General features: G+C 65.7%; 11 protein-coding genes, 1 tRNA gene and 1 pseudogene. 1 reads left to right on the top strand and 12 read right to left on the bottom strand.

All coding sequences use genetic code 11. The annotated features are described in order from the left end of the window. Positions 1-210 precede the first annotated feature (210 nt). The gene (locus tag ACQY4Y_RS09115; RefSeq protein WP_428490227.1) at positions 211-1,437 is read right to left on the bottom strand and encodes a CaiB/BaiF CoA transferase family protein; all 1,227 of its coding nucleotides are present in this window, start codon (positions 1,435-1,437) and stop codon (positions 211-213) included. 152 nt (positions 1,438-1,589) lie between these two features. On the opposite strand from ACQY4Y_RS09115, the gene ACQY4Y_RS09110 reads away from it, so the two are divergent. After that, on the top strand, positions 1,590-3,053 hold the full coding sequence (locus ACQY4Y_RS09110; protein ID WP_428490226.1) for an MFS transporter: 1,464 nt from the start codon (positions 1,590-1,592) through the stop codon (positions 3,051-3,053). Positions 3,054-3,076: 23 nt separating this feature from the next. On the opposite strand, the gene ACQY4Y_RS09105 is transcribed toward ACQY4Y_RS09110, so the two are convergent. The 11 genes and pseudogenes from ACQY4Y_RS09105 to ACQY4Y_RS09055 all read right to left on the bottom strand — a co-directional run bounded on the left by ACQY4Y_RS09105 (position 3,077) and on the right by ACQY4Y_RS09055 (position 15,512). Beyond that, entirely contained in the window at positions 3,077-4,183 is a 1,107-nt protein-coding gene (locus tag ACQY4Y_RS09105; protein ID WP_428490225.1) for a diguanylate cyclase, read from the bottom strand. Positions 4,184-4,332: 149 nt separating this feature from the next. Next, the gene (locus tag ACQY4Y_RS09100; protein ID WP_428490224.1) at positions 4,333-5,769 is read right to left on the bottom strand and encodes an MFS transporter; all 1,437 of its coding nucleotides are present in this window, start codon (positions 5,767-5,769) and stop codon (positions 4,333-4,335) included. Positions 5,770-5,922: 153 nt separating this feature from the next. Beyond that, positions 5,923-6,726: a DUF2272 domain-containing protein gene (locus tag ACQY4Y_RS09095; RefSeq protein WP_428490223.1), complete on the bottom strand. Its 804-nt coding sequence runs from the start codon at positions 6,724-6,726 to the stop codon at positions 5,923-5,925. 371 nt (positions 6,727-7,097) lie between these two features. Next, a pseudogene (locus ACQY4Y_RS09090) lies at positions 7,098-7,958 on the bottom strand (isopenicillin N synthase family dioxygenase); the annotation flags it as partial. An 81-nt stretch (positions 7,959-8,039) separates the two neighbouring features. Beyond that, positions 8,040-8,111, bottom strand: a tRNA-Thr gene (locus ACQY4Y_RS09085). A 94-nt stretch (positions 8,112-8,205) separates the two neighbouring features. Then, positions 8,206-9,399 carry an LLM class flavin-dependent oxidoreductase gene (locus ACQY4Y_RS09080; protein ID WP_428490222.1) on the bottom strand — a complete coding sequence of 398 codons (1,194 nt, stop codon included), beginning with the start codon at positions 9,397-9,399 and terminating at the stop codon, positions 8,206-8,208. Positions 9,400-9,474: 75 nt separating this feature from the next. Then, on the bottom strand, positions 9,475-9,924 hold the full coding sequence (locus tag ACQY4Y_RS09075) for a hypothetical protein (RefSeq protein WP_428490221.1): 450 nt from the start codon (positions 9,922-9,924) through the stop codon (positions 9,475-9,477). Between the two features lie 85 nt (positions 9,925-10,009). Beyond that, entirely contained in the window at positions 10,010-11,458 is a 1,449-nt protein-coding gene (boxB, locus tag ACQY4Y_RS09070; protein WP_428490220.1) for a benzoyl-CoA 2,3-epoxidase subunit BoxB, read from the bottom strand. 12 nt (positions 11,459-11,470) lie between these two features. After that, positions 11,471-13,114: a 2,3-epoxybenzoyl-CoA dihydrolase gene (gene boxC / locus ACQY4Y_RS09065; protein ID WP_428490219.1), complete on the bottom strand. Its 1,644-nt coding sequence runs from the start codon at positions 13,112-13,114 to the stop codon at positions 11,471-11,473. Then, entirely contained in the window at positions 13,111-13,962 is an 852-nt protein-coding gene (locus ACQY4Y_RS09060) for an alpha/beta fold hydrolase (protein WP_428490218.1), read from the bottom strand. The genes boxC and ACQY4Y_RS09060 overlap by 4 nt, the downstream gene beginning before the upstream one ends. Then, on the bottom strand, positions 13,962-15,512 hold the full coding sequence (locus tag ACQY4Y_RS09055) for a benzoate-CoA ligase family protein (protein WP_428490217.1): 1,551 nt from the start codon (positions 15,510-15,512) through the stop codon (positions 13,962-13,964). Before ACQY4Y_RS09055 ends, ACQY4Y_RS09060 begins: the two co-directional genes overlap by 1 nt. Between the last annotated feature and the right edge of the window lie 83 nt (positions 15,513-15,595).

The raw sequence follows: 15,595 nt of genomic DNA, 5'->3' as shown, positions 1-15,595 counted from the left end.
GCCACTCCTGTCGGTAAAGCGAACTATGACGAATACGATGTAAATTCTACAATCACATCGACTTGATACCGATACGATAGCATAACCGTGATCTCGGCGACACACCCGGGTTAAAAGCGATCAGGCGCATCTCAGCCACGGCCCGTCGCCGCCGCGAGACCCGTCCGGCGGCCCAGCCGGACCCCAGCAGGAGATCAATTGGCTAGCCATTTATCCAATGATATCATTAATATCAGCGATGGAGTATCCCGCCTCGCCGAGCACCTCCCGGCTGTGCTCACCCAGCGTCGGCCAACCGCGATGCAGGTTCGGCGGCGACTTCGAAAACCGCGCCGGGATCGCCGGAACCACCACATCGCCCTCCACTGGATGGCGGTAGGACTCGAAATAATCGGTCTCTACTAGGTAAGGGTCAATAAACAGATCCTCGAGACTATTGGCCTTTCCGCACGGAATATCGAACGGTTGCAGCAGTGCCAACCACTCCGCCGTGGAACGCCGCCCCATGCCCTCGGTCAGCGTCGCATACGCCGCATCGATGTTACGAGACCGAGCCGGAACCGAGCTGAACCGAGGGTCATCGATCAGGTCCGGCACCCCCATCGCCTCGAACAGCTTGCCCCATTGCGCATCGCTATGTGCGATCACGCTGATATAACCGTCCTTGGTCGGATACGGCCGCCGGTGCGGCGTCAGCATACGCGGGTAGCCGACACCCTTCTCAGGCTCACCCAGCGTGCCATGCCACAGATGCTCGACCAGGCCGAACGACAGGATTGTCTCCATCATCGGCAGATGGATCTCCTGGCCCTGCCCGGTGCGTTCGCGGTGGAACAGCGCCATGCCGATCATCGAGGCCAGCGTCGCCCCGGTCAGCTTGTCCACCATCACGGTGGGGAAATAGCGTGGCGCCCCGTCTGGCCCGGCATTCAACGCCGCGACCCCCGACGCACCTTGGATCAGGTCGTCATAGGCCGGAAACTCCTGCCTCGAGCTGCCTTTGCGGAACCCGCTGGCACAGGCGTAAATCAGCCTCGGGTTGCGCGCCGAAAGCGTCGCATAGTCCAGCCCCAGCCTGGCGGCGGCGCCGATCCGCATATTGTGCACGAACACATCGGCGGTCTCGGTCAGCCGCAACACCGCCTGGCGCGCCACCGGCCGCTTCAGGTCCAGCGCCAGGCTGCGCTTGTTGCGGTTCAGGTTGGCGAAATACGACCCCATCCCAGGCGTCCGGCTGGGCCCGATCTGGCGCGTGGTATCGCCCTGCAACGGCTCCACCTTGATTACGTCGGCGCCCATGTCGCCCAGCGTCTGCGAGCAGAACGGGCCCAGCACCACGGTGGTGATGTCGATCACGCGCACCCCGGCAAGCGGCCCGGTCGGGCGTTCGGCGATGGCGTTTGGCTGCTTCGGTTGCTGCGGGCCGGATCGGGTCACAGATCTGTCCTCGTTTTGCTTGCAATGGCCCGAAGCATCGACGCCACGCGATCGGTTGGCAATGTCGCCGCGCCTGGATCGGCGCCCATGCCGGGGCACCTATGCCGGCGCGTCGGTATCACCCGGCACCGGGCCGGATTAGGCTGGCCTCGATGGACGCGCCTTCACCCCCGCCCGCCGCCCCCCCGCCCGCTACAACGGCCGAGCGTCACACCCGCCCGCAAACCGTGCTGCTGATCGTCGCCAGCGCGATGTTCATGGAACAGCTCGACGGCACCGTCCTCGCCACCGCGCTGCCGACCATGGCGCGCAGCTTCAATGCCGATCCGCTGCGCATGAACGTGGCGCTCACCTCGTATCTGCTGACGCTCGCGATGTTCATCCCGGCCAGCGGGCGCATCGCCGACCGGTTCGGCTCCAGATCGGTGTTCCGCGCCGCGATCGGGCTGTTCACGCTGGGGTCGGTGCTGTGTGCGCAGGCGCCGACCTTGTCGACGCTGGTCGCAGCGCGGATGCTGCAAGGCGCCGGCGGGGCGATGATGTCCCCGGTCGGGCGACTGGTCATGCTGCGGGTGGTGTCAAAGGCCGAGCTGGTGCGCTCGATGGCCTGGCTGATGGTGCCGGCAACCATCGGCCCGATCGTCGGACCGCCACTGGGTGGTTTCATCGTCACCTACCTGTCCTGGCACTGGATCTTCTACATCAACGTGCCGATCGGGCTGGCCGGCATCGCCCTGGTCACCCTGTTCATCGACGAGATGAAGGAACCGACCCGGACCAAGTTCGACCTGCTCGGATTGATCCTCTCGGGCACCGCCCTGGCCTGCCTGATGTTCGGCATCGAGGTCGCCAGCCGCGGCGTCGGCTCAGTCCTGATCGTCGCCGCGCTGCTGGGCGTCGGCGGCACCTCGGCGGTGCTGTACTGGTTTCACGCCCGCCGCACGCCCCGCCCAATTCTGGATTTCCGGCTGCTGCGGGTAACCACGTTCCGCATGTCGCTGCTGTGCGGGTCACTGTCCCGCATCGCCGTCGGCGCCATGCCGTTCCTGCTGCCGATGATGTTCCAGTTGGGCTTCGGCCTGTCGGCGGCGCAGAGCGGTCTGATCACCTTCGTCAGCTCGATCGGCTCGCTGGCAATGCGCGCCTGCGCGCCGTGGTTCCTGCGCCGCATGGGCTTCCGCTTCGTGCTGACCTGGATCGGCACCCTGGCCACCGGCCTGCTGGCACTCAGCGCGGCGTTCCGGCCCAGCTGGCCGCTGCCGCTGATCTATGCCATACTGGTGGCGAACGGATTTTTCCAGTCGCTGCAGTTCATGGCCTACAACACCATCGCCTACGCCGACGTCCCGCGTGAGGACATGAGCGCCGCCACCAGCTTCTACACCACCTTCCAGCAGATGTCGCTGACCCTCGGCATCGCGGTTTCGGCGGCCGCGCTGGCCGCCTCGATCTCGGCGACGCACCACGCCCACGCCATGCTGCCGGACTTTTCCGCCGCCTTCCTGTTCGTCGCGGCGGTGTCGTTCATGGCGCCGCTGCTGGCGCTGCGGCTGGAACAGGACGCCGGCGCCGAACTCTCCGGCCACCGCGGCCGCCCGCTGCGCCTGACGCGATAGTTGCCTTGCCGCCCACCCGTGGTTCAGGCCGCCCGCAACCGCCGGTCGGTCGCAACCTGGTTGCGTCCGTTGCGCTTGGCGCAATACAGCGCGTCGTCGGCCCGCATGATCACCTGTTCGATCGAGCGATCCTGGTCGAGCTGGATGGCAATGCCGATACTGATGGTCATCGCGATGCGGCGGTCGTCGAAAGCCACCAGGGTTTCCGCCACTCGCACGCGCAGCCGTTCGGCCACCGCCTCGGCGGCCCCGATCGGGGTGGCGGGCAGCACGATGGCGAATTCCTCGCCGCCCATCCGCCCCAGCAGGTCGATCTGGCGGATGCCGGCGCGAAGCGTCGCGACCAAATGCCGCAGCGCGCTGTCGCCGCCGGCGTGGCCGAAGCAGTCGTTGATCGCCTTGAAATGGTCCACATCCAGCATCAGCACGACCAACTGCTTGCCCGCCGCATGGCCCGCATCCATTTCGCGCTGCGCCGCGGCCAGCAGTTCGACGCGACTGAGCGACCCGGTCAACCCGTCCGTCGTCGCCATCTCCCGCAGCCTGATTTCCAACTGCCGCCGCTCGGCGATCTCATGCTCCAACCGCAGCCGAGCGGCCTCGGTCTTCTGCGCGTTGTCCTCCGCCGATTCGGCAAGCGCGGCAAGGTGGGCGGCATGATCCTCCAGTATCTCGGAGTTGAACCGCAATTCGGCGCTGACCCGGGCCACCGCGTCCGAGGCCTCGTGCTCCAGCTCCTCCGAGATATCGACGTAGGTCAGGATCCGCCCGCCATCGGCGCAGGGAGCGCAACGGAACAGGATTTGCTGGCGGTCGGTCAGCTTGATCACGATCGGCGGGATCGACCCGGCGCGGACCTCGGCCTCGCGTTCGTTCAGATAGCTGAACAGGCTGGCCTGCGGCATCGTATAGCGTCCGCTGACGGCTGTTTCGGTCATGATCTGGCGGAACGTCGGCGCGGCGGCCAGCAAGCTGGGCGGCAGCTTCAAGATCGCCTGGCCGCGGCGATTGATGAAGCACACCCGCAGGTCGGCATTGAGCAGGACGATGCCGAAATCGACCTGGTCCAACGCGTCCCCCAGCAGGTTCAGCATGGCTTTCGCCGGCATCGGGATCAGGTATTGCGGCATGCATCGGACCTTCTTCAACCGCGCTCCCACGCCCGATCACGGACGGCGGTCACGCGCCGCGGATGCTAGGGCGAATTTGTTACCTAGCGGTAAACACGATCCCCGGGGGTGAACCCGCGGGCACGTTTCGCGGCCACCCGCCCCCCCGGTCATGACGCGGACGGGATGGTGCCGCCGGGCGCACCCGCGAACGCGTTTTCGCCGTCGTCGGGGACCGCCTCCAGCCGCCGGTCGTGACCCAGCACCACCAGCACGATGCTGGACACCAGCGCACCCATCGCGATCGCCAGCAGGCCGAGACTGAAGCTGCCGGTCGCGTCGCGGATGGTCCCCATCATATAAGGACCAAGGAAGCCGCCCAGGTTGCCCACCGCGTTGATCAGCGCGATGCCGCCGGCCGCCGCGGTGCCCGACAACATCGCCGTCGGCAGGGTCCAGAAGGGAGGTGCGATCGCCGACTGACCCATCTGCGCCAGGATGATCGCGATCATCATCAACACCGGGCTGTGCAGCAGGACACAGACCGCCAGGCCGGCAAAGTTCAGGAAGCAGGCGGCCGCCGCGTGCAGGCTGCGCTCGCCAGTGCGGTCCGAATGCAGCCCCCACAGCACCATCGCCACCGCCGCGGCGGCGAACGGCAGGGCACTGATCAGGCCATTCATGCCAACGCCCACGCCGAACCGCTTGACAATCTGCGGCAGGAACAGAACCAGCCCGTAGCCGGTCATGTTCTGGCCGAAATACACCAGGGTCAGTAGCCAGACGCGGGAATTGCGCATCGTCTCGGCAAACGAGTAATGCCGGATCGCTTCCTTCTGGCTGCGCTCCGCCGCCAGCCTGGCAATCAGCCACTCGCGCTGATCCGGCCGCAGCCAGTGCGCCTGCTCCGGCCCGTCGGTCAGGTAGAACAGAACGACAACGCCCAGAATGATCGCTGGCACCGCCTCCAGGATGAACAGCCATTGCCAATCCTGCAGGCCGCCCCACGGTCCCAGCCGCAGGATCTGGCCCGAGACCAGCGACCCGGTAACGATCGAAATCGGAATCGCTGTCATGAAGATGCCGATGATGCGCGACCGGTAGGCCGACGGGAACCACCAGGTCAAATAAAGGATGATGCCGGGGTAGAAGCCCGCCTCGGCCAGCCCCAGCAGGAAGCGGATGCCCAGGAACGACCAGGTGCCTGTGACGAACGCCGTCCCCGCCGAGATCACCCCCCAGGTCAGCAGGATGCGGGCGATCCACTTGCGCGCGCCGACCTTGGAAAGGATCAGGTTGCTGGGAATCTCGAACAGGAAGTAACCCAGGAAGAAGATGCCGCCGCCGATCCCGAACACCGCCGCCGAAAACCCCAGCGCCTTGTTCATCGTCAGCGCGGCGAACCCGACGTTCACCCGATCGAGGTAGGCGGCGAAATAGCTCACCATCAGCAGCGGCACCAGTCGGCGGGCGACCCGGCGCATGGTCTCCCGCTCGATCGGATCGACCGCGCCCCCGTTGGAAGAACCGGCGCCCCCGTTGGAAGAACCGGGAGCGGACGAATGGGTGGCGGACGAATGGGTGGCTGGCGCCACGCTTGAAGCCATGAACAATTCTCCCCGAATAGGCGTCTGGACCGGTCTCGCGGTGACCGCAGCCTCAGGTTTGGCGGAAGCCCGGCGGTTGGTGAAATTAAATTCCCGGCATCGCGGCCAGAGCCAGTGCCACCGCGGGAAAAAGCCGACTTCGCCGCGATCGGTTCAAGCCGCCGGGCTGGGTTCGTCGACCAACAACCGCAGCACCGTCATCCAGGGAAACCGAGGGTCCAGCACCACCCCTTGCGGCGTCGCCAACCGCCCGTCCTCGGTCACCGGCACGGTGGTCAGGGTGACCGAATCCTCGACATTGCCGCCGATCACCGCGATCTGGCCCGGGACCGCGGTGTCCACCACGATGTCGCAGTGCGACGGGAACAAAGCCGCGGTAGGCAGGTCCTGGTAGCGCAGCCCCCGGGCCGCCCCACGCCCGAAGCACACCAGGTCGCCCGGCCTGGGCGCATAATCCTGCACCGGTTCGGCCGCGATCAGCCACGCCTTGGTCTGCCCCAGAGAAACCCTGCGCGCGGCATTGATATAATCGGCATGGTCGGCCGAATAGGGAAACCGCTGCCCGGCTCCGGCGATCCGCATCACATACGATACGAACGCCGCCGACCACGCATAATCGCCGTCGCTCTCGGGTGGGAACACCGCGCCCTGGCCGTCATGCTTGCCGGTCCAGGCGCTCTCCTTCGACCCCGGATTGAGCCCCACCCACCAGTATTCGCCGACCCGCTGCCACAGGCCGGGCTCGCGTTCGGGCTTGATCGTCCTGCCGGCTTCGGCCTCAGGATTGGCGACATTCTGACCGAACAACCGCCATTCGCGCAACGCAATCGCCACCACCGCCTGCCTGGAGAACGGCTCGAACGGAACCGTGGCGAACGGCGGAACATGGGCGTCTGGCATGGGGCCTCGTGTGCAGGCGGCGAGCAGGACCAGCGACAGGATCGACAACCGGTGCATCGCGGCCATCGTAACGGTTTTTCCCGATTCGCGATACCGCGACCGGCGCCCGCCCCATCCGACAACGGCCCGAACGGCAACGGCCCGAACGGCAACGGCCCGAACGGCAACGATCGCGAGCGCCCACGGCATCGACCTGTGGCGGCTTGGCAAACGACTTCCGGCCTGCATCCACCCCGGCGCCGACGTGGAGCCGGCTCACCCACCCGCGCGGGCGGCGGCGTCCTGGCGCGCGGCCCCATAGGTAAGGTCGCGATACCAGTTATGTATTCCGCATACGTCATCGCCGGGTAGCGCGCCGGGGTGTCGACCGCGCGGCAGGTCGGCAGGCACTCCATCATCGCATCGTAGTTGCAATCGAAAAAGAACGGGATGGCGTAACGTTCGGCCCCAGAACTGTTGATCACCCGGTGCGGCGTGGCGAGGCAGCGGTCGTTGCTCCAGCGCCGCAGCATATCGCCGCCGTTCACCAGCACGCTCCCCGGCAGCGTCGGCGCATCGATCCACGCCCCGCTCGGCAGCCGGATCGACAGACCGGGAATCCGATTCTGCGCCAGCAGCGTCATGAAACTGGTGTCGGAATGCGGCGCAATGCCGAATTCGTTCGCGTTCGCGCTGTCCTGCTTAAGATAATGCGACATTCGCAGCGTATACATCGGTTCGCTGAAGTAGCTGTCGAACCAGGCCGCCGGAAGATCCAGCGCCGCGGCATAAAGCGGCAGCAGCGACCGCGCCAGCCGCTCCATCGCCGCGCAATACGCATTCACCGTGGCACGAAAGCCCGCCAGGCCACAGGGCCACTGATTGACACCTCGGAACACCTTGTCGGCCACCACGTCCGGGTGGTCGGGCGCCAGGTCGCGCTTGACGAAAAACGCCTCGTTGAGGTCGGGCCGATTGTTCTCGTTCAACCGCGAATGGCGGATGGTCGACCCCTTGAACGGCAGGTAGCCGACGTTATGCCGATTGATCCGCAGCGCCAGCTTGGCCTCGTCCGCCTGCGCGTGAAACCGCTGCGCCGCGGAGAAGCTGTCATCGATCAGCGGTTGCGGCACCCCGTGGTTGACGATGAAGTAGAAACCGACCTGTTCCAGCGCATGACGAAGGTCGTGGGCCAACGTCTCAGCCGCACCGGGGGCGCCCGAAAGATAACGTGCCAGGTCAAGCACCGGAATCTCCTCACGCGCGTCGGAACGGATGGCCGCGAGGCTGGGTGCAAGCGAACTGGTCATGGCGCAATACTCCTGGCGCAACCGATTGAGCATCCGATCAGTCGCTCGCGGCGGATCATTGCAAGACAGCGATCGAAAATATGCCGGGTGAGGGACTTGAACCCCCGACCTTCGGTTTACAAAACCGCTGCACTACCGCTGTGCTAACCCGGCGCCGAAAGCAGCTATCGAGATCAGCAATTATCAGGAATGACCAGGGCACGCCAATAGCCTTGATCCCAACCGACCCGAAACAGCTTTCCGACACCTACCGCTCGGCGTATGACCCGACCTCCACCCGCGACCCCCTGAACGCCGGCATCACCTCCTTGGCGAACCGTTCCAACTGCTCCAGAATCACCGCCTCGGGCACCCCAAGCGACGGACTGATCGAAATCCGGTCCAGCCCCGGATAAGCCTTCTCCAGCGCCTTCAAATGCTCGATGATCTCGTCGGCCGACCCGGTCAGAAAACCGCCCGATGCCACCGCATCCTCGATCCGAGGCAGCTTCGCCGTCGGCGCCCGCCGCGGATCGCGCATGATCTCGATCTGTTCATCGGTCATCGCTCGGTTTAGCCGCAATTCTCCGAACATCTTCATATTCTCTTCGTAATACTTGGCGGCGTCGCGGATGCACTGCCGCTTGTCGTCGCCAATATAGAAATGAAACCCGAAGCACAGCCGCTCCCCCAGATCGATGTGCATCCCCCGCTTGGCGTGCTCGGATTGCCATTTCAGCACCACGTTGTGCATCGCGCCGCCCTCGGCCGAACCGCCGCCCACCATGCCCTGGATGCCGTGCTTGGCCATGAACCCCAGCGCCCGCTCCGAACCGCCCTGGATCGGCTGCCAACACTCCACCGGCAGCCGCGCCGGCCGAGGCACCAGGGTCAATTCCTCAAGCGTATAGCCGCGATACGGCACCTCCGGAGGCAGCGTGTAGTACTTGCCCTGATGGCGGAACGACTCGCTGTTGAACGCCTTGAAGATGATATCGACCTGCTCCTCGAACAGTTCCCGATTCGCCTCCTGGTCGATCAGCGGCGCGCCGAACGTCTCCACCTCGCGCGTGTGGTAGCCGCGCCCGACACCGAACACCACGCGCCCGTGCGAGAGAATATCCGCCATCGCGTAATCCTCGGCCAGCCGCAGCGGATGCCACATCGGAGCAATATTGAAACCGCAGCCGATGTTCATCGACTTGGTCACATGCGTCAGGTGCAACGCCATCAGCAGCACGTTCGGAATGCACTCGGTGCCCTCGCGCTGGAAATGGTGCTCCGCCATCCAGAACGTCGAGTAGCCAAGCCCGTCCATGACCTGCGCGATCGATTGCGCCTTCGACAGCGCGCTGGACAGATGGGCATTGCCATACCGCCGGTCATTGATCGGGGTGCCGCCATAGCCGATATTATCGATATCGACATGACCAGCGAACAGGCTGTCAAACTTGGTTATCATCGCCTTGGTTCCTCCGCCCTTTCGCGGATAGTACGCCCCGCTGCGCCGGTGGCAAGCCACTGGTCAACCTGCCGGTCACGGCGATCGGAACACGACCGAGCCGACCGTCAAGCACAAGGCGATGAAAGTCAGCACCGCGTTGGCGGCGTGCGAGTATTCCCAGTGCGCTCGGAGCATCCGCCAATCGTTCGGCAGTACGCTCCAATTGCTCGTCGCCTGGTTGGCCGCGTAGGTCCACCGGAGGAAGATTCCAAGTCCCAAAAGGATCAGGATCGCAGCCAAAGCCGCGCACATCGCCGCGGCGGTGTGATCGCGGGTCAGGATCGCCAGGAAAAAATTTGCCAGCGCCGCGCCAATCAGCACAACCCCAAGCAGCGCCCAGCCCCGGTAGATCGACTGAACGGTCATGTAGTGGTCACGGTCCAGGCCGATCTTGTTGTGCAGCTCCAACAAATGCGCACCGAACGGAACCAGCGCCAGCGCGGTCAGGATGATGGCGGCGAACTGAACAATTTTGACCCCCACACTCGCCTCGCAGATTGCCTGCGGTCAAACCATGCGTCTCAGCTCGGCCTGAACCTTTTCGCCTTGGCACCGCTGCCGCCGCCCGTCAGCTTGCCAACTGCACGTACTCGAAATCGCCCGGCATGTTGTCGATCCCATGCCGAGGCGGCGAGATCCATCCGGCATAGCCGCCCGGCGTCAAGCAGGCCCGCATCAGGCTGGCGACGAACAGGTTGTCCTCGGTCGAGGGCAGCATCGACTCCCGTCGCCGATCCCACTCCTCGTTGCTCAAAATATTGCCGTCGGTATCGGTATGGATCGCGCTGAACTCGCCGATCCGGCGGTTGAACGCCACGTGCGGCAGGCTCATCCGGAACGCGGTGCCGGTCCGCTCCAGCACCCGGTTCCACCGCGCTACCCCGGCCGCCGCATCCTCCACGAAGTCATCGCGCAGCCGCATGTTCAGCGCCGACAGCGCGGCGACATCCTCGCGCAAGATCGCCCCCGCGCGTGGCCGCAGCACCGGATAGGCCGCCGCGGTCAACAAATGATCGTCGGTCAGCTTGTCCTCCCGATAACGCCCCTTCAGCCCGGCATTGAACGCATTCGCCGCATTGGTGCTGATTTCGTTACCGAACAGGTCGAATGTCAGCGAGCAATGCAGGTTGGCCTTCTTCTGGATCGTCGGCAGATCGATCACGCCCAGCGCCCGCACCCGCTCGATGTCGTGCGGATCCTCGATCCCGGCCTGCTTCATCGCTTCGGCGGTACGCTGGATCACTCGCGCAATCCCGGTCTCACCCACGAACATATGGTGCGCCTCCTCGGTCAGCATGAACCGGCAGGTGCGCGACAGCGGATCGAACCCGGACTGCGCCAGTGCGGCCAACTGCATCTTGCCGTCGCGGTCGGTGAAGAAGGTGAACATGAAGAACGACAGCCAGTCGGGCGTCTGCTCGTTGAACGCCCCCAGCATGCGCGGCGTGTCCTGGTGTCCCGACCGGCGGCGCAACAGGTCCTCGGCCTCCTCACGGCCGTCACGGCCGAAGTATTTCTGCAGCAGGTACACCATCGCCCAAAGATGCCGCCCCTCCTCGACGTTCACCTGAAACAGGTTGCGCATGTCATACAGCGACGGCGCGGTGGCGCCCAGATAGCGCTGCTGCTCCACTGACGCCGGTTCGGTGTCGCCCTGGATCACCAGCAGCCGCCGCAACATGGCGCGATACTCGCCGGGCACCTCCTGCCACGCCGGCTCGCCCTTGTGCGCGCCGAACGGAATGGTGCGGCCCTCGACCGCCGGCGCCAGCAGGATGCCCCAACGATACTCCGGCATCCGCACGAAGCCGAACTTCGCCCAGCCCTCGCTACCGACGCCCACCGCGGTGCGCAGATAAACCGGCGAGCCCTGGAACCCCTCGGGCCCCATCGACGTCCACCAGTCGATATAGCCGGGATGCCAGGTCTCCAGCGCCTTGCGGACGCGAAGATCGTCGGACAGGCCGACATTGTTGGGGATCAGGCCGTCATAATCGATCTGGCTGCCATCGGGCATGGTGATGTCCTTTCAGACCCGTTCAGTGTTGAAGTCCGGCCGCACGCCCGACCCATAGCGCTTCAGCGAACCCGCCTCGCCGACCGCGTTGGGCCGCTGGAAGATCCAGTTCTGCCAGGCCGTCAGCCGTCCGAAAATGCGCGTCTCCATCGTCTCCGGACCAACAAACCGCAGATTGGCCTCCAGCCCGGTCAGCGCGTCGGCCGAGAACGACGCGCGTTCCTCCAGCATCAGCCGCACCTCGTCGTCCCAGTCCACCTCGTCATGGGCGAACGTCACCAGACCATGGCGCTCCGCGGTCTCGGCATCCAGCGTCGCCCCGATCAACCCCGCCGCCGCCTCCAGCGAATCCGTCTCGCCATAGAACCGGTTCGCCAGCCGCGACAGCCCGTTGCCCATCGGCAGGCCGGAGAAATTCAACGCCGACAAATGCAGGCTCGCCGCACCGCGATTGTCGCCCGCCACCCTCCCGGCGAACATCACCGACCGGTCCGCGGCAAACACCAGTTCCGCTAGGCTGCCGGCGAAGCAGCTTCCGGGTTCGATCAGCGTGACCAGGCTGCGAGCCATCATGTCGACACGCTTGAACACCCGCTTCAACAGCAGCCGGATCTCCCGCACCGCCCAATCGTCCCGGTATTGCTCCAGCAGACCGTCCACTCCCAACACCAAATCCGGATCGCCGACAGAACGAAACACCAGCAGCCCGATCGAGGGTTCGTTCAGCCGCAGATGCAACAACAGATCATCCAGCTCCCGCGCCATCGCCAGCGGCCAGAACCCCGCGCCCAGGTCGTGGATGCCGCGCAAATCCCCCGGCAAATCGCCCGGCCCCGCAATCGTGATCGTCACCGATCGTCCCGCCCGATCCAACGCCGCCCTGACATATCCGTACGCCACGCCATCGTCGTCGATCGTGCGTCGTAGCGGCGTCAGCGATATTCCCCTCCCGCCCTCACCACCGGACTGCCCGGCCAATGCCCGAGCACGCTCCGCCACCGTCGCCTCCCACGCCGAGGGCGGCACGATTTCATCCACCAGCCGCCAGTCCACCGCGCGCTGCCCCCGCACCCCCTCCTCCGCGGTGCAGAAAATATCCGCCCGGTCGCGCCGCACCCGCCGCTTGTCGGTCAGCCGGGTCAGCCCACCCGTCCCCGGCAGCACCGCCAGCAGCGGCAGCTCCGGCAGCGACACCGATGAACGCCGGTCGTCGATCAGCATCACATGGTCGGCCGTCACCGCCAGTTCATAGCCGCCACCCGCCGCGCTGCCGGCGATCGCCGCGATATAGCGCTGGCCCGAGTTCGCCGACGCGTCCTCGATCGCCAATCTGGTTTCGTTGGTAAACTTACAAAAATTCACCTTGTGCCCGTGCGTCGCCAATCCCAGCATGCGGATGTTCGCCCCGGCGCAGAACACTCCCGGCTTGCCCGACCGCAGCACCACCGCCCCGACCTCGGGATGCTCGAACCGCAGCCGCTGCACCGCGTCGGCCAGCTCGATGTCGACGCCCAGGTCATAGGAGTTCAGCTTCAGCTCATAGCCGTCCATCAGCCCGCCCGCCGGATCGACATCCATCGTCAGGCTCGCCACCGCCCCGTCGAACGACAATTTCCAATGGCGATAACGCGCCGGCTCAGTCTGGAAATCGATCACGTCGAGGCTCCCCGTTCCAGCGTGGCGATAAACCCGGCAATCGCCGCCAGGGTCGCCTCCTTGGCCTCCAGATGCGGCGAGTGCCGCGCCCCGGCAATCAGTCCGGTCTCGATCGGCGCCCGCGCGTGGGCCGCAAACACCTGCAATTGCTCGGCCGAACCATAAGGATCGGCCTCACCCTGTAACGCCAGGATCGGCACCCGGATGCCGCCCAGCCGTTCGGTGATATCGAAATCGCGAAACCGCGGGTCCAGCCAGGCGTCGTTCCAACCACGAAACGCAACCTCGACATCGCGGTGATACCGCGCCAGCCGCTGCCGCAGAGCCCCGCTTTCATACTCGGTCCTGATCCCACGAATACTTGCGACGTTCACGTCCTCGACGAAGAAATGCGCCGCGATCGTCACCAGGCCGAGCAGCGCCGGGCCGAGCAGCGCCGGGCCAACATCACCCGACGCGCCATGACCCAAGCCAGCATGACCCAGGCCGGCGTCACCCAAAGCCGCGTAGATCGCCGCGATCGAACCGCCGTCGGAATGGCCTACCAGCACCGAACGCCGGATCCCCGCCACCCGCAGAACCTGGGGCAACACAACCTCCGCCTCGTGATGCATATACGTCATCGGCCGAGGCAGCCGCGCCGCCGCGGAATCGCCATAGCCAAACCGCGAGTAGGCAAACACCCCCCAACCAGTCGCCGCCGACAGCAACTCCGGCACGTCGCGCCAAAGCGCCACGCTGCCCAGGCCCTCGTGCAACAGCACCAGGGTCGCCGCCTGGGTCGGACCCGGCCCCCACCAGCCGGTCTCCAGCTCACCGCCATCGACCCGGATGCGCCCCGCCCGCATCACACCTCGCGCAGCCGGAAGCGCTGGATCTTGCCGGTCGCCGTCTTCGGCAGGCTGTCCACGAACTCGATCCAGCGCGGATACTTCCACACCCCGATGCGGCCCTTCACATGCGCCTGCAGCTCCGCCACCAGCGCATCGACCCCGATTGTATCGACGTCATCCCGCCGGATCACGAACGCCTTCGGCTTGACCAGCCCATCGCTGTCGGCCCGCCCGATCACCGCCGCCTCCAGCACCGCGGGATGCGAGATCAACGCCTCTTCGACCTCGAACGGCGACACCCAGACGCCGCTGACCTTCAACATCTCGTCGCTGCGGCCCTGAAACCGGAAATACCCCTCCGCGTCGCGCGTATAGGTGTCCCCGGTATACGTCCATTCGCCCTGGAACGTCCGCCGCGACCGAACCCGCCGGTTCCAGTAGCCGTCCGCCGAGCTGTCGCCGCGCACCACCAGTTCGCCGGCCTCGCCATGCGCCACCGGCCGGTCGTGCTCGTCCACGATGCGCGCCTCATAGCCCGGCACCGGCCTGCCGCTGCTGCCGTAACGCACATCGTCGGGATGGTTACTGATGAAAATATGCAGCATTTCGGTGGACCCGATCCCGTCCAGGATATCCACCCCGACGACCGATTTCCACCGCCTGCCGATATCCGCCGGCAGCGCCTCCCCGGCCGAGATGCAGCGTCGCAACCGAGCCGACCCGGCTCCCGGCGAGATCATCGGATTGGCCAGCAACCCCGCGTACAACGTCGGCACGCCACCGAACAGCGTCGGCTGATACGTCCGCATCACGTCCAGCACCGCGTCCGGCGTCGGCCGCTCCGCCAGCAACACCGAACACGCCCCGACCGAGGCCGGAAACGTCAGGCTGTTGCCCAGCCCATAGGCGTGGAACGCCTTGGCCGCCGAAAACATCACATCATCCGGCCCGATCCCCAGCACCTTCGCGGCGTAGGTCTCCGCCGTGCAGCGCAGGCTGGAATGCACGTGCCGCACCCCTTTCGGCGCCCCGGTCGATCCCGACGAATACAGCCAGAACGCGACCTCATCGCCCGCTGCCGCCACGCTCGGCGTCGCCGGATCGCCCCCCGCCAGAAATCCGGCGAACCCGCCCCAGCCATCCACCCCGTCCGCCAACCCATCCGATTGTGAAACGATCACCCGCGCAACCCCGGCCGACCGCAGCGCCCCACCCAAACGTTCCACCAGTCCCGCCGAGATCACCACCGCCGCCGCTCGGCAATCCGCCAGGATGGTGCCCACCGTCTCCGCCGTCAGCAGCGTATTGATCGGCACCGGCACCGCCCCGGCCCGCATGGCGCCCCAGAACGCGACCGGAAAATCCACCGTGTCCTGCAACAGCAGCAGCACCCGCTGCTCACGCCCGACCCCGGCAACCGTAAGCGCACCGGCGAACGCCGCGCTGGCCGAGGCCAGTTCGCCATAGCTCAAGGCCCGCCAGGCATCGCGAAACGCCACCCGGGCGCCACTGCCCTCGGCCACGTGCCGATCAACAAACCAATCGACGGCGTTGCCTGACACCATCCCGATACGCTGCCTCCTTGCCGAGCCTCGAAACCCGATTGCATGCACTATATTGCATGTTGGTCGCAAGCGAAAGCCCTGAC

The organism is Rhodopila sp. (assembly GCF_965277165.1).
GTDB lineage: Bacteria > Pseudomonadota > Alphaproteobacteria > Acetobacterales > Acetobacteraceae > Rhodopila.
The sequence above is the reverse complement of the archived record's forward strand: the minus strand, read 5'-3'. Positions and strand labels throughout refer to the sequence as shown.